Raw genomic sequence first — 22,500 nt, 5'->3', positions numbered from 1 at the left:
ATTTTCTTTTATCTCATCCCCATCTGGGCTAGTTTTGTTTGATATTTGTTTTGATCAACTAAAAGCCCTTGACCACCGTAAACATCATAAGCATCAACCCAGTCGCCCAGTTCAGGAACTGTAAGCTTTTCAATACCATTTTGCAATCCTTGAAGAACTGGTAAACCATTTGTTAATAAGAAGGTATAAGGTGTATTAGTAGAAGTCATTGCAAACACTTTACCAAGTGCTTCAGATCCGGTAAAGAGTTTCGTTGGGTCTTTGATCTGTTCCAAAACAGCTGACATGACCTGCTGCTGACGTTTGGTACGACCGTAATCACCTTCGTCATCATCACGGAAGCGAGCATAGTTAAGCAAGGTTGAACCATTCATCTGCTGTTTTCCAACCTTAATAGTCTGAGTAGGAGACTCTGTCTCTGTAGCATGAAGGTCGTCACCTACAGTCGCTTCAGTAAGCGCTTGGCCATTTAAAGTTGAAAATTGAGCATTGATGGTTACCCCATCAGGAAAAAGCGTGTCAATTGCTGTTGCAAAAGCTTGGAAATCTACTAAAGCATAGTATTTGATATCTAGATCAAAATTATCTTTTAGAACTTTGCGGACCATTTCAGCCCCTTTTTGCCCTTCTTGTTCACCAAGTTCATAGGCTACATTTAGCTTATTATCTGTCTGTTTTTTTCCTGCTGTAACCTTACTATAGCCATCAATATAGACCAAATTGTCCCGCATGAAGCTAACCATCTTCATTTTTTTGTCAGAACCACCTACATTGATAACCATAATGGAGTCTGTACGTGTTTCAGCACTATTTTGACCAATACGTCCATCCGTCCCCATAATCAAAATATTTACCCCATCTTTGGTATCTTGACCGTTGAACACTTCTACTTGAGCTGCTTTAGCATTGGTTGTTTTCTCAGGATTGGTAGCATTTTGGTATCCTCTTAGAAACATGAAAATCATTCCCAAGGCTACACATGATAGAATAGCAAGGAAGCCTACAAAGAGACGACCCAAGCGTAGTTTTCTTTTTGGTTTTTTAACTTTTGGAACTGGATCTTTTTTAGAATGTTTTTTAGAGCGACTACGATTGCTATAAGTAGGAAGAGGAGAGTTAGGTAGACTTGGCTCCAAAGGTTTCAGAATTTCCTGTTTATTCTCGGAAATAATACCATTAGCATTATTTATCTTATTTTGTAGATATTCAAATTCTTTTTTTTCTTTTTCGTTTAAATAATAGATATTTTTAAAGAGATAATCATATCGTAATTGCTCATGGTGATTTAACGGATTTTCTTTACTCATCTTCTCTCCTTTCCTTTCTCAACTATAGTATAAATAGGGTAAGACCCTAAAATCTTGTAGCCGATACCAATTGCTTCTAATTCTTTTCGAGCAAAATGCACCAATTCTTTTTCAGTAAACTCGACATCTATGATAAAAAAGTACTCACCTAAAGCTGTTTTCAAGGGACGACTCTCAATCTTGGTTAGATTGATTCCTCTCCAGGAAAAAGTTGAAAGACCCTTGTAGAGTGCTCCTGGTAAATTATCTGGCAACGTTAGAGCCAAAGTCATTTTTTCTGTTTCTGTTTTTAAAGGGATTGGTGGTAGATTTGTCCCCAATACCCAAAAGCGGGTATAATTGGCTTCCATCTCCTGAATATCCTCAGCAATCACTTCTAAGCCATATTCCATAGCAGAACTTTTTGGTGCAATTGCCGCATAAGGTTGTTCAGGATGTTCTGAAATAAAGCGAGCTGCATAGGCAGTACTGGCAGTTATTTCAATTTTGACATTTGGATAAAAATCATCTATATATTTTTTCCCTTGAGCCAAAGCCTGAGGATGTGAAAATATTTTCTCAATTTTAGACTGACCTTGCACTACCATCAATTGTTGATGAATGGGTTGCACGATTTCTGCTACAGCCTGTATACTAGCCTGATGAAACAGATAATCCAAGGTTTCATGAACGCTGCCTTCAATGGAATTCTCCACTGGCACCACCGAATAATCTACCAAACCATTCTCATATGCCTTGATGACGTCTGTAATATTTGCAAAAGCAAGCAAATCCTCGTCTGGAAAAGCTGTTTTAACAACATGGTGAGAAAAAGATCCTTTGGGACCTAAATAGGCAATTTTCATCTTAATTCCTCTGCAATTTCCTCTGGGCTCAGTCTAGTAACATCGATAACTTTACTAGCAACTTCCTCATACCAGATTTCTCTTTCTTTAAAAATCCTTTGCAGTTCATCCTTAGATTTACTTAGGAAAAGAGGGCGCTGATTATTTTTATCGGCTGAGATTCGTTGATAGAGAGTTTCAAAATCTGTTTTCAGGTAGATGTTAGCAGGATTTTGCTTGAGCAAATCCCGATTTAGAGGAGAAATAACTACTCCACCACCTGTAGAGATGACTCGTTCAGTCTTCACTAACTTAGTCAAGAGGTCTGATTCTACTTGTCGAAAGGCTTCTTCTCCTTTTTCCTCAAAAAATCTAGTAATCGGCATACCTAAACTTTGCTCAAGTAGGGCATCCATATCTAGATAATTTGGATCTAAAGCTTTGGCTATGGTGGACTTGCCAGCCCCCATAAATCCCAATAATATCTTAGCCATGAATTAAACTCTCCAAATCGTCAAAAAAGCTTGGATAACTGGTGTTGATGGCTTCTGCTCGATTAAGGTCAACTTCACCATCTTTTACTAGAAGGGCTGCAATTGCAGTCATCATGCCGATACGATGATCTCCAAATGTATTGATTTTTGCACCATGGAAACTTGATTTTCCATTGATAATCATCCCATCTGCTGTCGGACTAATATCTGCCCCCATACTATTTAAGGCATCCGCAACGACCTGAATACGATCCGTTTCTTTGACCTTGAGTTCTTCGGCATCTTTAATCACGGTCACACCCTCTGCTTGAGTCGCAAGAAGGGCGATAATGGGCAATTCGTCAATTAAGCGTGGAATCAAGGCACCACCGATTTCTGTCCCTTTCAAATCAGACGTTTCAACGATTAAAGTAGCTGATTTTGCGATGGGGTCAATATCTGTTATTTCGAGTTTTCCACCCATGGTACGAATCACATCCAGAATTCCTGTACGAGTTTCATTAATCCCAACGTTCTTAAGTTCTACACGCGCATTTGGAACAATCAAACCTGCGACCAACCAAAAAGCTGCACTGGAAATATCTCCTGGCACCACAACCTTTTGTCCCGTCAGTTTTTGTGGACCTTGAACGGTAATCTTCTTACCTTCAACACTTAAATGACCACCAAACTGATGAAGCATATCTTCTGTATGGTTACGGGTGCATTCTTTTTCAACTATGATAGACTGACCATGTGCCTGAAGCGCTGCAAAAATCAAGGCTGACTTGACCTGGGCAGAGGCAATTGGCAATTCATAATGGATAGGAGTTAAGTTTTTACTGCCTTTCAAATGAAGTGGAGGGAGATTTCTTTCTGTCTGGCCTGAAATCTTAGCTCCCATTTTAGTTAAGGGCAGGGTTACACGATCCATAGGACGTTTGGAAAGACTATCATCTCCAAACATCTCTACTTCAAAATCAGCACCAGCAAGCACTCCAGATATTAAGCGAATAGAAGTTCCAGAATTTCCCATATCTAGTGGCTTTTTGGGAGCTTTTAAGCCATCCATCCCCACTCCTTGAATGGTAATGATCCCATCCTTGTCTTCAATCTCAACTCCAAGGTCACGAAAGACCTGCATGGTCGAAAGGACATCTTCACCACGTAAAATATCATAAACCTGAGTCTCACCCTCAGCCAAACTTCCAAAAATGATCGAGCGATGACTAATAGATTTATCTCCTGGGACTCGGATACTCCCTTGCAAGTGGCTAATGTTCGTTTTTAATCTCATACTGGTCCTCATACTAGCAATACTTTTACTTATTTTATCATAAAAAAGCCAGAAGTTCCTTAAAAATTCCTGACTTTATGATAGTTATTTTCTTATTTTAACAATTCTGAAACTGGTTCAAAGACAATTTTTTCAATGTCTGATAGATAAATAGAAAGTTGTTGTTGTTTGGTGAAGAATTCTGACAAGAGGTTATTCCCTTGAATTTGCTTTCCGAAGCTTTCCATTTTTTCTTGGAAGGAAGCATCAGGAATTTGCCCTGTTTGGACTAATTTTTGAATTTCTTCTTGAAAGGCAACATAGTCTGTAAAGATTTTGCTGGCCTCAGTATCTGCTTGGATAGCATCCTTGGCAGCCTTGACAGCCTTGTATTCTGGTAATTCGCGAAGACCGCGACTGAGTTCGTTTGCACTATCGTAAATATTTGACATATTTTTCTCCTTATTTGATAACGACTGTGTAGTCTGTATGTTGTGTAATAACTTGCTGGGCTCTTTCTAGGTCCTGAGCATTTTTAAATGAAATTTGTAGGATACCGTGAACGTCTTCACGGTTTTCTTCGTTGATATGAATATTGACCAAGGATGTTCCTCTAAGCAATTCCAAGATTCTTAAGATCACATCTTCTTCATCGGGAACGTCTACAAAGAGGTCGTAAGAACTATCCACACCGCCACGCTTATGGATTTCCATGGCTTGACGTTGCTCACGCGCTTGGTTGAAAAAGTTCCAAATGTGATCTTCATCCCCTTGACTAATGGCCTGACTAATTTCGTCCAAACGTTCCTTGAAATTTTCAATCCGATCAAGAATAGTTTCTCGATTGGACAAAAGAATGGAGGTCCACATCCCTGGCTCGCTCTCTGCTATCCGTGTCATGTCTCGAAAACCACCCGCAGCGAAGCGTCTTGCCATCTCATGTTCTTGAGCATAGACTGCTGTCTGCTCCATGAGACTTGAGGCCAAGATATGAGGAAAATGACTAATCTGAGAAGTTACTCGGTCATGCTCCTTGGCATCAATCTCGATAAAACGAGCATGAAGACCTGAAAGTAAATCCTTCATTTCATCAAGAGTGTCTAAAGTGGTAAGATTAGACGGTGTAAAGATATAATAGGCATTTTCAAAGAGATTGACATCCGCAGAAGCAGCCCCTGTCTTGTGACTACCAGCCATGGGATGGGCCCCGACAAAGCGAACAGACTTGCCAGCTAAATACTGCTCCGCCGCATCTACAATGGCTGACTTGGTCGAACCAGCATCTGAAATAATGACCCCTTCTTTCAAGTCCAAGTTGGCCAACTCCTTAATGAAAGCAATGGTTTGTTTGATTGGCAAGCTGAGAATAATGATATCTGCCAAAGGCGCAAAACTGGCAAAATCATCCGTCACACGGTCAACTATTCCTCGCTCCAAGGCAATCTGCCTCGAAGCTTGACTGCGATTATAACCTAAAATTTTATAATCTGGATGATCGCGTTTGATCCCGAGTGCCATAGAGGCACCAATCAGACCAAGGCCCGCGATATAGACTGTTTTTGCCATAGGAACTCCTTAATAGTTCTTTGCATACTCTCGATGTTTGGATACCGCTTCTTTTAATTCTTCTAGATTATCCGATGAGAATTTCTCTAAAATTTCCTGGGTCAGAACTGTTGCCACTACGGCTTCCATGACCACACCAGCGGCTGGAAGAGCTGTTGGATCACTTCTCTCCACCGTTGCCTTATAGGGTTCGTGGGTTTCAATATCCACACTCATGAGTGGTTTGTATAAAGTCGGAATGGGTTTCATAACACCACGAACAACGATAGGTTGCCCATTAGTCATACCACCTTCGAAACCACCCAGATTATTGGTACGGCGAGTATAGCCGTCTTTTTTAGACCAGAGAATTTCGTCCATAACTTGGCTACCTTTACGGTAACCTGCCTCAAAACCAAGACCAAACTCTACTCCTTTAAAGGCATTGATAGAAACAACGGCTTGAGCGAGTTTGGCGTCTAGTTTCCTATCCCACTGAACATAGGAACCAAGACCGACTGGAACACCTCCAACAACCGTCTCTACTACTCCACCGATGGTATCACCGTCACGTTTAATTTGGTCAATATAATCCTTGATTTCCTGTTCCCGTTCTTGGTTGACAATGGAAACTTCTGACTGGGCAGCTCTTTGTTTGATTTCAGCCACTGTTAGATTTTCAGGAACATCGATTTCCTTTCCACCAAAGACGACAACATGGTTAGCGATTTCAATATTCAGTTCAGCCAAGAGCCGTTTCGCCACTGCTCCGACCGCCACTCGCATGGTCGTCTCACGAGCAGAAGACCGTTCCAAGGAATTTCGTAAGTCATCAAAACGGTACTTGATACCACCAACCAAATCCGCATGACCTGGACGAGGATGAGTGATTTTACGTTTACTTTTAAGGCGGTCATCAATGTCCTCAGCAGACATGATGTCTAACCATTTTTGATGGTCTTTATTGATGACATCCATAGTAATTGGAGCCCCTGTCGTCTTCCCGTGGCGAACACCTGAGGTAAAGACAACCTGATCACTCTCGATTTTCATGCGACCACCTCGACCATAACCACCTTGACGTCGTTTGAGGTCTTCATTGATATCCTCGACTGTCAAAGGCAGACCTGCTGGGATACCTTCAATAATAGCGGTTAGACGCGGCCCATGCGATTCTCCTGCTGTCAAATATCTCATAGAATCTCCTTATTTCACCAAATAGTCTTTCATTTCTTCAAAGGAAACTGGATGAATAGCTGCTGAGCCGAGCTCCGGTACCAAAACAACTTTCAAGTTATTGCCTCGTGCCTTCTTATCGTGAGTTAGGGCTTGATAAAGCTTGTCAACATCCCAGCTTTCATAGTCAACAGGCAAACCGAACTTCTGGCACATGGTTATAATGGATTGGGTTATTCCAGCTGGCATGAGGCCTTTTTCCTCTGCAACCTTGGAAATTTGCACCATTCCAATAGCCACAGCCTCACCGTGCATGACCTTGCCATACCCAGCTGTTGCTTCAATGGCATGACCAATAGTGTGTCCAAAGTTGAGGTAAAGACGTACACCATTGTCTAACTCATCCTCAACCACCATCTTACGCTTAACCTGGCAAGAGCGCTCAATCAAGGTCTCTGCATATTCCAAAATGCCCGAAACAGAACCGTCCATCTCCGTCAAGAGATTCCAGAGTTCTACATCCTCAATCAAGCCATACTTGATAACTTCGCCCATGCCTTCAATCAATTCTCTTTTTCCTAAGGTTTCAAGGACTAGCGGATCAACCAGAACTCCATCTGGTTGAGCAAATGTCCCCACCATATTCTTAGCAAATGGAGTGTTAACACCTGTCTTTCCACCGATAGAAGAATCAACTTGAGCAGTCAAACTGGTCGGAATCTGAACAAAATGAATCCCCCGCATATAGGTAGAAGCTACGAAACCAGCCAGGTCCCCAACGACACCACCTCCGAGAGCCACAATTCCATCGCTACGAGTTAGACCCTGCTTGACTAAAAATTCATAAACTTTCTGCACAGTAGTCAGATTTTTTCGTTCTTCGCCTTCTAAAAAGTCAAATACAGCAACTTGAAAACCAGCATCTTCTAGACTGAGTTTGATCTTCTCAGCATAAAGAGAGGCTACATGGTTGTCTGTTACAATAACCACTTTTTGCGGTTGCCAGAGTTCTCGCAACCATTGGCCAGCCTGAGCCAGACAACCTTTCTCAATCTGAATATCATAAGGATGATGCGGAATATCGATTCTGATTTTCATAGGAGAGTCTCCTTTTCTTTATTGGTATTTTTCTGTTAAGGACTGCCAAATTTCTTCTGTTGGCATTTCCTTTCCTGTCCACAGTTGAAAGGCTTCTGCAGCTTGATAGAGCAACATTCCCAGACCATTGATCGCTGGATTGCCCTGACTTCTAGCCCATTTCAAAAATGGTGTCTCAAAAGGCTTGTAAATGATATCAGCTACTAAGAGAGTTTCTGGTAAGACTATGCTTACTGGAACTGGAGAGGATTGACCATCCATGCCCACACTTGTCGCATTGACAAGTAAATCCGACTCGGCAATCCTTGCTTGCAGTTCAGAAACATCTTCTAAAGCATACAAATCTACTTTAAAGCCTGTCTGCTCCTGCAACTTGTCTAGGTAAGTCCCTGTTTTTTCCATAGAAATTGAACGAACAAAGATTGAAATCTGACTGACGCCGTCCAAAATAGCTTGCGCCAAAATAGACTTGGCTGCTCCTCCTCCTCCCAGCAGGGTCATCTTTTTACCTGTAATTGTAAAAGAAGGCAAGCTCTTAAAAAATCCCTTGCCATCTGTATTATATCCAATTAAATTGCCATTCTCATTGACAACCGTATTAACTGCACCGATTAAGCGCGCCTCATCACTCAATTCATCCAAATAAGGAATCACCTGCTCCTTATAAGGCATGGACAGATTGATTCCAAACATCTGGTAGCGACGAATATTAGCCACTGTGACTTCCAATTCAGCCGCTTCAATCTCCCAAGCCACATAAGCACCGTTGGTAGTTGTCGCCTCAAAGGCGCTGTTGTGGATGAAGGGAGAAATAGAATGCTTAATAGGATTGGCAACAACTGCAACTAAACGTGTATAGCCATCAAGCTTCATCCAAAATCTCCCTGATTTTTTTCATGTTGGCTAGAGAAATCTGACCTGGGGCACTGGCCTCATCTAAACTAGCAAAAGACCAGCTAGAACCCGTCACATCCGCAGTGATACGAGAGACCTTACCCACCTTGCCCATAGAAATGGTCACATATTCCTGCTCAGGATTGAGGGTTTTAAAGCCTCGTGTATAGTTCATCAAGTCTAGCACATCCTGCTCCGTGTGAGCCATCACCGCTATCTTAACAAGTTTTGGATTTAAGCTCGTCAACTCTGATAAGATTTCCATCATATTTTCAGGTGTCTCTTGGAAATTGTGGTAACTCAAAATGAGATTTGGGAAGTCCAGCATTTCCTCAAAAACTTCCTTGTAGCTATAGTACTCAAAATCAATATAGTCTGGTTGATAGAGTTGCGCCACTTCCTTGATTAGATGGATATATTCTTCTGGAGAAAGGTCGATTTCTCCCCCTTCAGCGCGAGTTCGCAGCGTGAAAACCAATTCACGACCTGCAAATTTTTCAAAAATAGCTGGAGCCACCTGCAAAATCGCTTCTTTAGGCAGATAGTCGGAACGCCATTCAATGATGTCGGCATCCAGGTACCTCGTGGCATCCAGAGCCTGGGCTTCCTCTAAACTTCTTGGCATTACTGAAACGATTAATTTCATTTACTAACCTTCATACTAATCACCTTGAGGTAATTACTACTTTCATCTTTTTTATTATAGGCAAAATCTGCTGGAAGACCGTATTTGTTTAAAATCTGGTAACTTCTTCCTGCAAAGCCTTTATCAATTTGTTCTGTAAATTTCTGACGGGAAACATTGGCAGCATTGGTACTGGCAATGATCATGCCTCCCGGATTTAAAATCTCTAAACTTTGGGAAATCAATTTGTGATAATCCTTGGCTACAGAGAAGGTTTGTTTTTTATTACGGGCAAAACTAGGTGGATCTAGGACAATCACATCATAGGTCAAACCTTTTCGTTTGGCATACTTGAAATACTCAAAGACATCCATGACGATAAAACGGTGGTCATCTGTGCTGATTCCATTTGCCTGAAAATGCGCTTGAGACAATTCTCTCGAACGTTTGGCCAAATCAACAGAAGTGGTCTCACTAGCCCCTCCCATAGCTGCCGCTACAGAGAAGGCTGCCGTATAAGAAAACATATTGAGCAAGGATTTACCCATTGCTAAACCATCAACCAAGCTCCCACGAACCTCATGTTGGTCTAAGAAAATACCTGTCATCAAGCCGTCATTCATAAAGACTTGATAAGCAACGCCATTTTCAAGAACGGTAAAAAACTCTGGAGCTTCTTGCCCATAAAGGTGGGCAGACTCATAGTCCAAACCCTTAAAGCGAATCTTCTCATAAACCCCTAAAACCTCAGGAAAAACCTGTCTAAAAGCTTCTGAGATAACCTTGCGAATCTGATAAACATAAGAGTTATACCAAGAAAAGACAGCATAGTCACCATATAGGTCAATAGTAAATCCACCAAAGCCATCTCCCTCTTGATTAAATAAGCGAAAGGCTGTTGTGCATTCATCTTGATAGTAGGCACTTCTTTTTTCTTTAGCTTGTTTAAAAAGACTTTCAAAGAATGACTGCGTAAAGTCGACCTTCTCCTTGCTGATAAACCAACCGATTCCCTTGTTTTGTTGAGAGAGATAGGCGCTACCAAGATACTTCCCATCTTGATTCAAAACTTGGACTGCTTGATCCATCAGGTCGATATCTGCAAGATCACTTGCTTCCAAAAGAACTAGGCCCTTAGCAAGCTTTTTTTCAACTCTTCTGCTAACTCTTACTCTATTCATAGCTACTATTATATCAAATTTTTAGACAATTCACAAAACAGAAACTTTTCTTAGCTTTTTACAGATTTAAAATATTAGACATCATTCTAGAAGTATTACTTTCGGAAATACACTCCTTCATTTTCATTATCCTAAGAAAAAAATATGCTCTTTCAGATGAAAGAGCATGTTTTCAATAAAGCATTGCCTTGTGACAAAAGTTACATCCTATCTAGTTGTTCCACTATACGTCTAAAATAATAATGGTAGCTAAAAATGCTAAGGCCAAGCAGAAGTATAAAACTTACAAGTCCTAAACTAATTGCAAGAATAGGAGAGAGAGACTGAACCAAGAATAAGCTCCCAATTACAAGGGCCATTAGGATTGCACTATATATAAACAATAAAACTATTGCGACTATACCATTTGAACGATTCACCAAGTCCGTAATACTACTCCAATTGGTTGACAGATTTTTCACATCCTTAAAATAATGATGGCAAGAAAGGATGACACTAGCAAGGAACCATGCCAAAAGAAGGTAAATCATCGAAAGAATGGGCAATCCTAAATAAAGGGAAAGACCAAGTAAAGTCAAGATAGGTAAGAGGGACTGAACTGCAAATATAATCCAAAATTTCACTTTCACATAACGAGCAAAATCAAAAGGCAAACTCTTAAGAAAATCAAAATTTTCCCTCTCCAGAGATAACCCGATTGAAGATAGACTTGTGATATTGTTATTTAAAACTGCTATAAACACTCCCACAAAAAACAAGGGCAACCAGTATTCGGCAGTTATTTCTGGAACAAGCTGTGAGTCCCTAATCTTAAATATTAAGCCTATCATAAAGAAATAAGGCAGGAAAGTACTTGTAAAAAGCACTGTCACCAAGCTAGTCCCCTGTCCCAAGAGGGAGAGGTTGTAGCGTAACACCATACGGAAAAAACCTTTTTTAGTTATGGAAATGCTTTGTTTGCTACGACGCTCTTTTCTGATTTTTTCTTCACTGTTGGTCATAACAACTTGATAAAATTGAGGAACAACCTTCTTTTTTGTTAGATAAAGTAGCAAAACAGTTGCTGTTATCCAAGCAAGTAATCCAAAGATGGATTCAATAGAAAAAGGCTCTACTGCTATTTTATAAAAGATATGAAGAGGATAAAAGAGTGTTGGGACTTCTCTAACTGTCTCTATACTAGCTCCTGAATTTGAATAGAAAACCAGTATCATAGGGAATAATAGCCCTAGACCAATCATGACATTAGATAAAAGAGACTGGTGCTTTCTGAAAAATGCTGTCTGGGCCAAAAAATGGACTGCCAAGACCATCCCTAGACCAACTGAGACAAATAATAAAGCTAAGGACAGCAACATCAAAGGCAACCCCAACCAAAGAGAAGGAGCTAATCGAAGATAAAGAACCAGAAAATAAGCTAAGATAGGGACAAGTCCAACTAAAGACGGCAAAAGAACAGATATTCCTTTTGCAAGCATAATTTCTGATTCTTTAAAGGCATAAGGACTATAAGAAGCCAAGTCCTTACTCTCATAAAAAACATTGTAAAAGGCTGTTAAACTATTAGAAAAGACAATAACTAAAAAAATAGCAACCATATTACTAAATAGACTGGGAACCTCCTCAAAAGGATAACGAAAAACTAGATTCGAAAATAAGAGGAGTAGCAACAGACTAGATACAAGATAAGAACGCAATAATTTCCCTGACACATCAACTTTTTTATCAGGATTCTTAGCTTGCTTCTTTCGTAGGTTAGCCAGATTAGCTTCTTGAGATGAATAGAGGATATTGATATCAACTAATTTTTTAATGACCTTGAAACGCATCTGAAACCTCCTCTTTTCTACCAGCAAGGCTAAGGTAGATACTTTCCAAAGACTGGTCTGGATGGTCTTTTCTCAAGTCCTCTACACTACCACAATAAATCAGATGTCCCTTTTTCAAAATCGCAATCCGATCACACACTTGTTCAGCAACTTCAAGTACATGGGTTGAAAAAAGTACAGTCTTACCTTTTTGTGCATGCTCCTTCATCATTTGCTTCAAATCAAAGGCAGCCTGGGGATCCAAACCAGTCAAAGGTTCGTCCAAGACCCAAATATCAGGATCAGACAAGAGCGCCCCTATTACAAAGACTTTCTGACGCATTCCGTGAGAAAAGGTTTCAATAACCTGATAGCGATTTTCAGCAAAATCAAAAATAGTCAACAGCCTAGCTAAACTAGCCTCCAAGTCAGAGCTACTCATATCATAGGACGAAGCAACCAATTCCCAAAATTCATTAGCTGTTAATCGTAAAAATAAGTCAGGTGAATCTGCAACGTAGCCAATCTTTCGTTTAATAGCTAAGCGATTTTCCGATAAATCCAATCCATCTACCAAAATCCGCCCATCAGTGGGTGAAATAATACTGACTAGAGATTTTATGGTGGTCGATTTTCCAGCACCATTATGGCCAATCAAGCCCATAATCTCTCCATTTTCAATCTGCAAATTGAGATTGCTCAAGGCCTCTTTATCACCATACAACTTACTAACATTTTGAAATTCAATCATGGGATGACTCCTATATTTATGTTCTTTATATTGTTATATTAGCACTTTAGTACAGATTTATCAACACTTTTTATAAAAAAGTCGAAAATATTTTTTAGATTTGCGCAAACGTTTGCGTTACCTAATACTTTATGATAAAATAAATCATTATCGACAAGTAAGAGGAAAAATCATGCAAAATCAAACACTCATGCAATACTTTGAATGGTATCTGCCCCACGACGGTCAGCACTGGACGCGTCTAGCTGAAGATGCTCAACACCTAGCTGATCTCGGTATCAGCCATGTCTGGATGCCGCCTGCCTTTAAGGCTACTAATGAAAAAGATGTAGGCTATGGGGTCTATGACTTATTTGACCTAGGAGAGTTCAACCAAAAAGGGACAGTCCGTACCAAGTATGGTTTCAAAGAAGACTATCTTCAAGCCATTCAAACCCTAAAAGCACAGGGAATTCAACCTATGGCTGATGTGGTGCTCAATCACAAGGCTGCTGCTGATCACATGGAAGCCTTTCAAGTTATCGAAGTGGATCCTGTAGACCGTACAGTTGAACTTGGAGAACCCTTCATCATCAACGGCTGGACTAGCTTTACATTCGATGGTCGCCAAGATACCTATAATGATTTCCACTGGCACTGGTACCACTTCACCGGTACAGACTATGATGCCAAACGCCGCAAGTCTGGGATTTATCTGATTCAAGGAGACAACAAGGGTTGGGCAAATGAGGAATTGGTCGATAATGAAAACGGTAACTATGACTACCTCATGTATGCCGACCTAGACTTTAAACATCCTGAAGTCATCCAAAATATCTATGACTGGGCTGACTGGTTCATGGAAACGACTGGTGTAGCTGGTTTCCGCTTGGATGCCGTTAAACACATTGACTCTTTCTTCATGCGCAATTTTATCCGTGATATGAAGGAAAAATACGGTGAGGATTTCTATGTTTTTGGTGAATTTTGGAATCCCGATAAGGAAGCCAATCTAGACTACCTTGAAAAAACGGAAGAACGCTTTGACCTTGTCGATGTTCGTCTCCACCAGAATCTCTTTGAAGCCAGTCAAGCTGGCGCAAACTATGACCTTCGTGGCATTTTCACAGATAGCTTGGTTGAACTCAAACCTGACAAGGCTGTAACCTTTGTCGACAACCACGATACTCAACGTGGTCAGGCTCTTGAGTCTACCGTTGAAGAATGGTTCAAACCAGCAGCCTATGCCCTCATTCTCTTACGCCAAGACGGTCTTCCTTGTGTCTTTTACGGCGACTACTATGGGATTTCAGGGCAATATGCTCAACAAGATTTCAAAGAAGTCCTTGACCGTCTCCTAGCCATCCGAAAAGATTTGGCCTATGGAGAACAAAATGACTACTTGGATGATGCTAACTGTATCGGTTGGGTACGTTCAGGTACTGAAAATCAACCCCCAATCGCAGTCTTGATTTCCAATGACCAAGAAAACAGCAAATCAATGTTTGTCGGCCAAGAATGGGCTAACCAAACCTTTGTAGATTTACTTGAAAACCACCAAGGTCAAGTTACAATTGATGAGGAAGGTTATGGACAATTCCCAGTCTCAGCTGCTTCGGTAAGTGTCTGGGCAGCCAATACAATCTAATACTCTTCGAAAATCAAATTCAAACCGCGTCAACGTCGCCTTTCCGTACTCAAGTACAGCCTGCGGCTAGTTTCCTAGTTTGCTCTTTGATTTTCATTGAGTATAATAGTAAATAATAACCAAGCCAGATCCAATCAGATTTGGCTTTTTTGCATTCACAAAAAGACCTACCCAAATGGATAGATCTTTGTTTTCTTACAATTTACCTGCTACGGCATCCAACAATTCTTGGATCTTAGCTTGGTTGCTTCCTCCTGCCATGGCCATGTCTGGTTTACCACCACCACGTCCATCGACGATTGGTGCTAATTCTTTGACAAGGTTTCCAGCATGAAGGTCTTTTGTCTTGCTTGCTACAAGAACATTGACTTTGTCACCGATAGCAGCAACTAGGACAAGAAGATCAGAGTAGTCTTTTTGTTTCCAGTTATCCGCAAAAGTACGAAGGGCACCAGCATCAGATACAGATACTTGGCTAGCAATGTAACGGTGACCATTGACTTCCTTCACATCCTTGAAGATATCGCCTGCGGCTGCAGCTGCGGCTTTTTCTTTCAACTCAGCATTTTCTTTTTGGAGTTGACGAAGTTGTTCTTGAAGTCCTTCTACCTTGTGAGGTACTTCCTTGACTTGTGGTGCTTTCAAGGTTGCTGCAACTGCTTTAAGAGCATCTTCTTGTTCACGGTAGGCTTCAAAGGCTTCCTTACCAGTCACTGCCAAGATACGGCGAGTTCCTGATCCAATCCCTTCTTCTTTGACAATCTTGAAGAGGCCAATTTCAGAAGTGTTACCAACGTGGGTACCACCACAAAGCTCGATAGAGTAGTCACCGATAGTGACAACACGGACTTCCTTGCCGTATTTCTCACCGAAGAGGGCCATAGCTCCCATTTCTTTAGCAGTGTCAATATCTGTTTCAACTGTCTTCACTTCAAGAGCTTCCCAGATTTTCTCGTTAACTTGCTGCTCAATCGCACGCAATTCTTCAGAAGTCACTGCTTGGAAGTGGGTAAAGTCAAAGCGAAGGAATTCAACTTCGTTAAGAGATCCTGCTTGTGTTGCGTGGTTTCCAAGAATGTTGTGAAGAGCAGCGTGAAGCAAGTGAGTCGCAGTGTGGTTTTTCATAACACGGTGACGACGATTGCTATCAATTGCCAAGGTATATTCTTGATTCAAGGCAAGTGGTGCAAGGACTTCAACAGTATGAAGGGCTTGTCCATTTGGAGCTTTTTGAACATTTGTCACAGTAGCCACGACCTTACCTGACTCATCCAAGATTTGTCCGTGGTCAGCAACTTGTCCACCCATTTCAGCGTAGAATGGCGTTTCCGCAAAGATAAGAGAGGCAGTTCCTTCTGATACAGCTTCTACTTCTGCATTGTCAGCCACGATTGCCACCAATTTAGAAGACAATTGGCTAGCATTGTAGTTGAAAACACTTTCTACAGTGATGTTTTGAAGGGTTTCATTTTGCATACCCATTGAGCCACCCTTGACAGCTGACGCACGCGCACGTTCTTGCTGTTCTTTCATGGCTGCTTCAAAACCTTCACGGTCTACAGTCATACCAGCTTCTTCAGCGATTTCTTCAGTCAATTCAACTGGGAATCCATAAGTGTCATAAAGTTTGAAGACATCTGAACCAGCAATGACAGATTGGCCTTTTTCTTTCAAGTCTGCTACGATGCCTTGGGCAAAGTGTTGACCTGAGTGAAGGGTACGGGCAAATGATTCTTCTTCGCTCTTAACGATTTTTTCGATAAAGTCACGTTTTTCAAGCACTTCTGGGTAGTAGCTTTCCATGATTTTTCCAACAGTTGGAACCAGTTTGTAAAGGAAAGGCTCGTTGATACCCAATTTTTGACCATGCATAGAGGCACGACGAAGGAGACGACGAAGAACGTAACCACGACCTTCATTTCCTGGGAGAGCTCCATCACCGATGGCAAATGACAATGAACGGATGTGGTCAGCGATGACCTTGAAGCTCATGTTGTCACCATCTTGGTCGTAGACCTTACCAGACAATTTCTCCACTTCACGAATAATTGGCATGAAGAGGTCTGTTTCAAAGTTAGTCTTAGCACCTTGGATAACCGCCACCAAACGCTCCAAACCAGCGCCCGTATCAATGTTTTTGTGTGGCAATTCCTTGTACTCACTACGAGGAACAGCAGGGTCTGCGTTAAATTGTGACAAAACGATATTCCAGATTTCGATGTAACGGTCGTTTTCAATATCTTCTGCAAGCAGGCGAATGCCAATATTTTCTGGATCAAAAGCTTCTCCACGGTCAAAGAAGATTTCTGTATCTGGTCCAGAAGGTCCCGCACCGATTTCCCAGAAGTTATCTTCAATTGGAATCAAGTGACTTGGGTCCACTCCTACTTCAATCCAGCGGTTGTAAGAATCTTTATCATCTGGATAGTAGGTCATGTAAAGTTTTTCAGCTGGGAAGTCAAACCACTCAGGGCTTGTCAAAAGCTCATAAGCCCAAGTGATGGCTTCATCACGGAAGTAATCCCCGATAGAGAAGTTCCCCAGCATTTCAAACATGGTATGGTGACGTGCAGTTTTTCCTACGTTCTCGATATCGTTGGTACGGATAGCCTTTTGCGCATTGGTAATACGTGGATTTTCAGGGATGATTGTCCCGTCAAAGTATTTCTTAAGGGTTGCTACCCCAGAGTTGATCCACAAAAGTGTTGGATCATTTACAGGAACCAAACTCACTGATGGTTCTACAGAGTGACCTTTAGTAGCCCAGAAATCAAGCCACATTTGGCGTACTTGTGCACTAGATAGTTGTTTCATGATGTCTCCTTATTTACTTCTTTAATTTGATTGGCTTTCCATCATCTCCACATAGTCGATGGCAACACAGAGGGAAATGACTAGGTCTGCATAAGCGTCCTCAATGACGGTTACAGTATAGGTAGAGGTCAGATGGAAGAGTTCTTTTTTTATTTCTGCAATCAGCTGATCGCGATCATCCAGCAATTTGAAATCCAAATCCCAGATATTGCCCTCGATACGAAGACCTAGATTATCAAACTCATATTTATCTCGCCAGAAGGTCAACTTTTTACGAATGACAAAACTCGAGCCATCCCGTAGCTGAATCTCAAAACGAGGTAGTAAGGTCAAGATTTCTTTACTAATCTGACTAACCTGTTCCCCAGTCGCATCATAGATGGTAAAGGTTTTGGGAATCTTAAAGAAGGATCCTTCCACCTGATAGGCGATTTCTCCCATGTCATCCTTGATATCAAAGCGTTCGCCTCCAAGACGAAACTTTTGTTTGACAAGAAATGTTTTCATCAACACCTCCAAAAAATCAAAAGACAAGCTCATATCACGAAGGGCGAAAAACCGCGGTACCACCTTCATTCAATGAACTTGTCATTCTTTTATTCTTATGCAATTGTTAAATTGAGTAGCATGACTTCCTAGCTTAGATGGCTCGCAGCACCGCCATTTCTCTGGACTAAGACAACTGAAAATCAATTCTCAACTTAAGTATTATACCGTTTTTTTAAGCTTGCGTCAACTGGAAATGATTCCTATTTAAATAACCCATTACCTACATCTCAGATTACTTTTTCAGAATATATTTTTTCTTACTGCTATCACTCTTTTTATCCCAACTTTTATCCCAAAGTTTTGAATTGTTAAAGATAGCTACGAAAATATTTGCAAATATAAAGAACCCTATCACCAAATGTATGGAATCAGTTGTTAGGTATTGTCGATCCAAACCATCCTTTAAATGGAATAGTATAATTGTTTCGTCAACAATCAAAAAGGCTGGCCAATAAAATTTTTTGAAAAAAGTAGATATTTTCATTATTTGTTACCGCTTTCTGTAAGGTTAAACTTAGTATACTACTGGGAAAGAAAATAAGCAACTATCATAGAAAAAGATACCGTTACGAAAATTGCCTTTTATTTTTTAAAAAACGAACCAGCTTGACTGATTCGTTTCTTACGTTTAGCCTCCTACTTCCGATACATTTTAAACTGTAGGAAGAGGTCGCTATATTTGCCTGTCCATTTATGGTCAAATTTCTCATAAACTTCTAGGTGTTTCATGGTTTCAGCATCAGGATAGAAGGCCTTGTCTTCTTTTTTCTCCTCTGGGAGCATTTCCTTAGCTGGTAGGTTTGGTGTTGAATAACCGACATACTCAGCATTTTTAAGAGCATTTTCAGGTTTCAACATAAAATTGATAAAGGCATAGGCTGCATCTTGGTTTTTGACTGTTTTGGGAATGACCATATTGTCAAACCAAAGGTTGCTGGCCTCAGTTGGTACCACATAGCGTAGATTTTCATTTTTTTCTAGCATTTGGCTGGCTTCACCAGAGAAGGTCACGCCGATAGCAGCATTGTTCTGAATCATGTAGCCCTTCATCTCGTCCGCTACGATAGCCTTGATATTTGGAGTCAGCTTGTAGAGTTTATCCACTGTCTCTTCCAACTGCTGAGTATCCTTGGAGTTGAGGCTATAACCCAGAGAGTTGAGACCTAACCCCAATACCTCACGCGCTCCATCAAATAGCATGATTGAGTTTTTGTACTCAGGCTTCCAGAGATCATCCCAATGCTCAGGAGCTTCTTCTACCATAGTTTCATTGTAGACAATTCCTAAAGTTCCCCAGAAATAAGGGATGGAGAATTTATTTCCTTTGTCAAAAGACTGGTTGAGGAACTCTGGTCCTATATTTTCAAGACCCTCTATTTTGGAGTAGTCAAGCGGTACCAAGAGGTCTTCGTCCTTCATCTTGTTAATCATGTATTCACTTGGGATAGCTATATCGTAGGTCGTTCCACCCTGCTTAATCTTGGTGTACATGGCTTCATTGGAATCAAAAGTCTCGTACTGGACTTGGATTCCTGTCTCTTCTGTGAACTGAGTCAAGAGTTCAGGATCGATGTAGTCCCCCCAGTTATAAACTACCAGTTTTTGGCTATCGCGGCTATTTATTTTACTATCTAAATGCGTCGCAATTCCCCACAAGACGAGAATAATGGCTACAATTCCTGCTAAAAATGAATAGAGTTTTTTCATGCTTGCTCCTCCTTCTCACGTGAGATAAAGTAATAACCAACGACTAGGATAATACTAAAGAGAAAGACAAGGGCAGACAAAGCATTGATCTCCAGCGAAATCCCCTTGCGAGCACGAGAGTAAATCTCGACTGACAGGGTTGAAAAGCCATTTCCCGTTACAAAGAAGGTCACGGCAAAGTCATCTAGCGAATAGGTGAAGGCCATGAAGTAACCTGCAATGATAGACGGAGTCAGGTAAGGAAGCATAATTTCCTTGAACATCTGAAATTGACTGGCACCAAGGTCATAGGCCGCATGAATCATGTCACCGTTCATTTCCTTGAGACGAGGCAAGACCATCAAGACCACGATAGGAATGGAGAAGGCCACGTGACTAGATAGAACAGTCAAAAAGCCAAGTGAAAACTTGAGTTGGGTAAAGAGAATCAAGAAACTAGCACCAATCATAACATCAGGAGCAACCATGAGGATATTATTGAGTGAAAGAAAGGCTTCTTGGTATTTCTTACGAGACTGATAAATGTAAATAGCACCGAAAGTCCCGATAATGGTCGCAATCAAGGCTGACAGAAAGGCCAAGAAAAAGGTCTGGGTCACAATTAACATGAGGCGACCATCAGCAAACATGGTTTTAAAATGACTCAAACTAAAGCCTGTAAAGCTATTCATGTCGTTTCCTGCATTAAAGGCATAGCCAATCAGGTAAAAAATCGGCAGGTAGAGGACAAGAAAGACCAGTCCCATATAAAGGTTGGCAAATTTTTTCATCGTTCTCTCCTTTCCTTAGTCACCCACATGGTGATGAACATGGTCAGGATGAGAATCACACCGATGGTAGAACCCATACCGTAGTTGTCATTGGTCAGGAAGTTCTGCTCAATGGCAGTCCCCAAGGTGATAACGCGGTTCCCACCAATCAAACGTGTCAGCATGAAGAGACTCAAGCTGGGGATAAAGACAGACTGAACCCCACTTCTCACACCGTTCATCGATAGAGGGAAGATGATATGACGGAAGGTCTCCCACTTGGTCGCACCGAGGTCATAGCTGGCATTGATGAGATTGTTATCCATATCGTCCAAGACATTGAAAATTGGCAAAATCATAAAGGGAAGCTCGATGTAGCTTGCGACAAAGATAAAGGAGAAATCGGTAAAGAGTAATTGCTGTGAACCGATTCCGATGAATTCCAAGAATTGGTTAATAGAGCCATTTTGACCAAAAATTCCGATAAAGGCGTAGGCTTTAAGGAGCAAATTGATCCAGGTAGGCAGGATAATCAGCATAAGCCATAGTTGACGGTGTTTGAGACGAGTCAAAAAGAGGGCTGTTGGATAGCTGATAAGCAGGGTCACAAAGGTCACAATCCCTGCATAGAGTACAGAGTTGAAACTCATTTTGAGATAAGTCAAGTTTTGTGACGCAAAGTAAGATTTATAATTTTCTAAACTAAACTGGCCTTCAATGTTGAAAAAGGATTGACCGAAAATCAAGACCAAGGGTGCCAATACAAAGAGGGCAATCCAAAGCATGTAGGGCACTACAAAGAGTTTAGAGCTTGTTTTCTTCATCTCTTTCCTCCTCGATTGCATTGATCAAACCTGCTTCTTGCTCTTCGATTTCTACGTACTCCTCAATACGAGCATCGAACTCTTCTTCGGTTTCATTGAGGCGCATGATGTGGATGTCTTCTGGTTCAAAGTCCAGACCAATTTCCTCACCAACAATAGCCTTACGGGTTGAGTGAATCATCCATTCATTTCCAAGCTCGTCATAGGCGATAATTTCATAGTGAACTCCACGGAAGAGCTGGGTATCCACCTTAACTTGGAGCTTGCCTTCTTCAGGAAGGGTAATGCGCAAGTCCTCTGGACGAATGACAACCTCAACTGGTTCATTTGGCTTCATCCCACCATCGACCGCTTCAAAACGTTTGCCGTTAAACTCGACCAAGTAGTCCTCAATCATGGTACCTGGCAAGATATTGGACTCCCCGATAAAGGTAGCAACAAAGTGGTTGATTGGCTCGTCGTAGATATCTACTGGTGTTCCAGACTGGACAATCTCGCCATCATTCATAACAAAAATCCAGTCACTCATAGCCAGGGCTTCTTCCTGATCGTGAGTGACAAAAACAAAGGTAATGCCCAATCGTTGTTGCAGTTCACGCAGTTCATACTGCATGTCTGTTCTTAATTTCAAGTCTAGCGCCGATAAAGGCTCGTCTAACAAAACCACACGGGGTTGGTTGATGATGGCACGGGCAATAGCCACACGCTGACGTTGTCCTCCAGAGAGTTTACGGATGGAACGCTTCTCGTAACCTTCCAACTGAACCATTTTGAGAACTTCAGCAACACGTTGCTCGATTTCTTTCTTGTCAATTTTACGCAAGCGAAGTGGAAAGGCAACATTTTCAAACACATTCATATGTGGAAACAAGGCATAGGATTGGAAGACAGTATGGACATCTCGCTTATTGGTTGGGATGTCATTGATGCGGATACCATCCAGCAAAATATCTCCTGTCGTCGCATCCAGTAAACCTGCGATAATGTTCAGGATAGTTGATTTTCCAGAACCAGATGCACCTAAAAGTGTATAGAACTTCCCTTCTTCCAACTCAAAGTTGATATCTTTGAGAACCTTGGTGTTGCTGTCTTCAAAAACTTTAGAGACGTTTTTGAATTCAATAATTGGTTTTTTCAATTGTCATTTATTCCTTCTTTTTCATAGATTAACAGATCAGGGCTCTGTCAGGCCGCCACTACCTCTTGTAGGAGATTGAACTGCCTACATTCTTCTGCACTGACGATAGGCTTTCACCCCCTTTCCATGACATA

At 41.3% G+C, this 22,500-nt stretch carries 21 protein-coding genes; 1 reads left to right on the top strand and 20 read right to left on the bottom strand.

Annotated elements, in window-relative coordinates; translation table 11 throughout:
* Window positions 1–8: 8 nt before the first annotated feature.
* The 13 genes from HMPREF1117_RS04830 to HMPREF1117_RS04770 all read right to left on the bottom strand — a co-directional run bounded on the left by HMPREF1117_RS04830 (window position 9) and on the right by HMPREF1117_RS04770 (window position 12,958).
* On the bottom strand, window positions 9–1,307 hold the full coding sequence (locus HMPREF1117_RS04830; RefSeq protein ID WP_000032315.1) for an LCP family protein: 1,299 nt from the start codon (window positions 1,305–1,307) through the stop codon (window positions 9–11).
* Window positions 1,304–2,152, bottom strand: a complete 849-nt coding sequence (pheA, locus tag HMPREF1117_RS04825) for a prephenate dehydratase (RefSeq protein WP_000686387.1) — start codon at window positions 2,150–2,152, stop codon at window positions 1,304–1,306. Before pheA ends, HMPREF1117_RS04830 begins: the two co-directional genes overlap by 4 nt.
* The gene (locus HMPREF1117_RS04820; RefSeq protein WP_001062773.1) at window positions 2,149–2,625 is read right to left on the bottom strand and encodes a shikimate kinase; all 477 of its coding nucleotides are present in this window, start codon (window positions 2,623–2,625) and stop codon (window positions 2,149–2,151) included. Before HMPREF1117_RS04820 ends, pheA begins: the two co-directional genes overlap by 4 nt.
* On the bottom strand, window positions 2,618–3,901 hold the full coding sequence (aroA, locus tag HMPREF1117_RS04815) for a 3-phosphoshikimate 1-carboxyvinyltransferase (protein ID WP_001237536.1): 1,284 nt from the start codon (window positions 3,899–3,901) through the stop codon (window positions 2,618–2,620). The genes HMPREF1117_RS04820 and aroA overlap by 8 nt, the downstream gene beginning before the upstream one ends.
* Before the next feature lie 92 nt (window positions 3,902–3,993).
* Window positions 3,994–4,332: a YlbF/YmcA family competence regulator gene (locus HMPREF1117_RS04810; protein ID WP_000065977.1), complete on the bottom strand. Its 339-nt coding sequence runs from the start codon at window positions 4,330–4,332 to the stop codon at window positions 3,994–3,996.
* 10 nt (window positions 4,333–4,342) lie between these two features.
* Window positions 4,343–5,446 carry a prephenate dehydrogenase gene (locus HMPREF1117_RS04805; RefSeq protein ID WP_001140862.1) on the bottom strand — a complete coding sequence of 368 codons (1,104 nt, stop codon included), beginning with the start codon at window positions 5,444–5,446 and terminating at the stop codon, window positions 4,343–4,345.
* 9 nt (window positions 5,447–5,455) lie between these two features.
* Entirely contained in the window at window positions 5,456–6,622 is a 1,167-nt protein-coding gene (aroC, locus tag HMPREF1117_RS04800) for a chorismate synthase (RefSeq protein ID WP_001269891.1), read from the bottom strand.
* A 9-nt stretch (window positions 6,623–6,631) separates the two neighbouring features.
* On the bottom strand, window positions 6,632–7,699 hold the full coding sequence (gene aroB, locus HMPREF1117_RS04795) for a 3-dehydroquinate synthase (protein ID WP_000702128.1): 1,068 nt from the start codon (window positions 7,697–7,699) through the stop codon (window positions 6,632–6,634).
* Window positions 7,700–7,717: 18 nt separating this feature from the next.
* Window positions 7,718–8,572: a shikimate dehydrogenase gene (locus HMPREF1117_RS04790; protein WP_000762516.1), complete on the bottom strand. Its 855-nt coding sequence runs from the start codon at window positions 8,570–8,572 to the stop codon at window positions 7,718–7,720.
* Window positions 8,562–9,239, bottom strand: coding sequence for a type I 3-dehydroquinate dehydratase (gene aroD, locus HMPREF1117_RS04785; RefSeq protein WP_000767768.1), 678 nt, complete (start codon window positions 9,237–9,239; stop codon window positions 8,562–8,564). The genes HMPREF1117_RS04790 and aroD overlap by 11 nt, the downstream gene beginning before the upstream one ends.
* Window positions 9,236–10,399 carry a class I SAM-dependent rRNA methyltransferase gene (locus HMPREF1117_RS04780; protein ID WP_001082728.1) on the bottom strand — a complete coding sequence of 388 codons (1,164 nt, stop codon included), beginning with the start codon at window positions 10,397–10,399 and terminating at the stop codon, window positions 9,236–9,238. The genes aroD and HMPREF1117_RS04780 overlap by 4 nt, the downstream gene beginning before the upstream one ends.
* A 200-nt stretch (window positions 10,400–10,599) precedes the next feature.
* Entirely contained in the window at window positions 10,600–12,228 is a 1,629-nt protein-coding gene (locus HMPREF1117_RS04775) for a hypothetical protein (protein ID WP_001211402.1), read from the bottom strand.
* Window positions 12,209–12,958 (bottom strand): ABC transporter ATP-binding protein, encoded by a 750-nt coding sequence (locus tag HMPREF1117_RS04770; RefSeq protein ID WP_000569215.1) that lies wholly within the window; start codon window positions 12,956–12,958, stop codon window positions 12,209–12,211. The genes HMPREF1117_RS04775 and HMPREF1117_RS04770 overlap by 20 nt, the downstream gene beginning before the upstream one ends.
* A 172-nt stretch (window positions 12,959–13,130) precedes the next feature.
* Here HMPREF1117_RS04770 and HMPREF1117_RS04765 point away from each other — a divergent pair, with 172 nt between their 5' ends.
* Window positions 13,131–14,585, top strand: coding sequence for an alpha-amylase (locus HMPREF1117_RS04765; protein ID WP_001181050.1), 1,455 nt, complete (start codon window positions 13,131–13,133; stop codon window positions 14,583–14,585).
* 195 nt (window positions 14,586–14,780) lie between these two features.
* Here the strand turns inward: HMPREF1117_RS04765 and alaS are convergent, their stop codons facing one another.
* The 7 genes from alaS to HMPREF1117_RS04730 form a co-directional block, all read right to left on the bottom strand.
* Entirely contained in the window at window positions 14,781–17,399 is a 2,619-nt protein-coding gene (gene alaS / locus HMPREF1117_RS04760) for an alanine--tRNA ligase (protein WP_000811736.1), read from the bottom strand.
* A 21-nt stretch (window positions 17,400–17,420) separates the two neighbouring features.
* Entirely contained in the window at window positions 17,421–17,906 is a 486-nt protein-coding gene (locus HMPREF1117_RS04755) for an LURP-one-related/scramblase family protein (RefSeq protein ID WP_025171574.1), read from the bottom strand.
* Between the two features lie 274 nt (window positions 17,907–18,180).
* The gene (locus tag HMPREF1117_RS11970; protein WP_000704102.1) at window positions 18,181–18,432 is read right to left on the bottom strand and encodes a hypothetical protein; all 252 of its coding nucleotides are present in this window, start codon (window positions 18,430–18,432) and stop codon (window positions 18,181–18,183) included.
* 152 nt (window positions 18,433–18,584) lie between these two features.
* Window positions 18,585–19,655: an ABC transporter substrate-binding protein gene (locus HMPREF1117_RS04745; protein WP_000737966.1), complete on the bottom strand. Its 1,071-nt coding sequence runs from the start codon at window positions 19,653–19,655 to the stop codon at window positions 18,585–18,587.
* Window positions 19,652–20,425, bottom strand: a complete 774-nt coding sequence (locus HMPREF1117_RS04740; protein WP_000712744.1) for an ABC transporter permease — start codon at window positions 20,423–20,425, stop codon at window positions 19,652–19,654. Before HMPREF1117_RS04740 ends, HMPREF1117_RS04745 begins: the two co-directional genes overlap by 4 nt.
* Window positions 20,422–21,228, bottom strand: a complete 807-nt coding sequence (locus tag HMPREF1117_RS04735) for an ABC transporter permease (RefSeq protein WP_000753800.1) — start codon at window positions 21,226–21,228, stop codon at window positions 20,422–20,424. The genes HMPREF1117_RS04740 and HMPREF1117_RS04735 overlap by 4 nt, the downstream gene beginning before the upstream one ends.
* On the bottom strand, window positions 21,209–22,366 hold the full coding sequence (locus HMPREF1117_RS04730) for an ABC transporter ATP-binding protein (RefSeq protein WP_000742893.1): 1,158 nt from the start codon (window positions 22,364–22,366) through the stop codon (window positions 21,209–21,211). The genes HMPREF1117_RS04735 and HMPREF1117_RS04730 overlap by 20 nt, the downstream gene beginning before the upstream one ends.
* Window positions 22,367–22,500 lie beyond the last annotated feature (134 nt).

It is taken from the genome of Streptococcus sp. SK643, assembly GCF_000259505.1.
GTDB lineage: Bacteria > Bacillota > Bacilli > Lactobacillales > Streptococcaceae > Streptococcus.
Note: the sequence above shows the minus strand (reverse complement) of the source record. Positions and strands in the feature narration are given on the sequence as shown.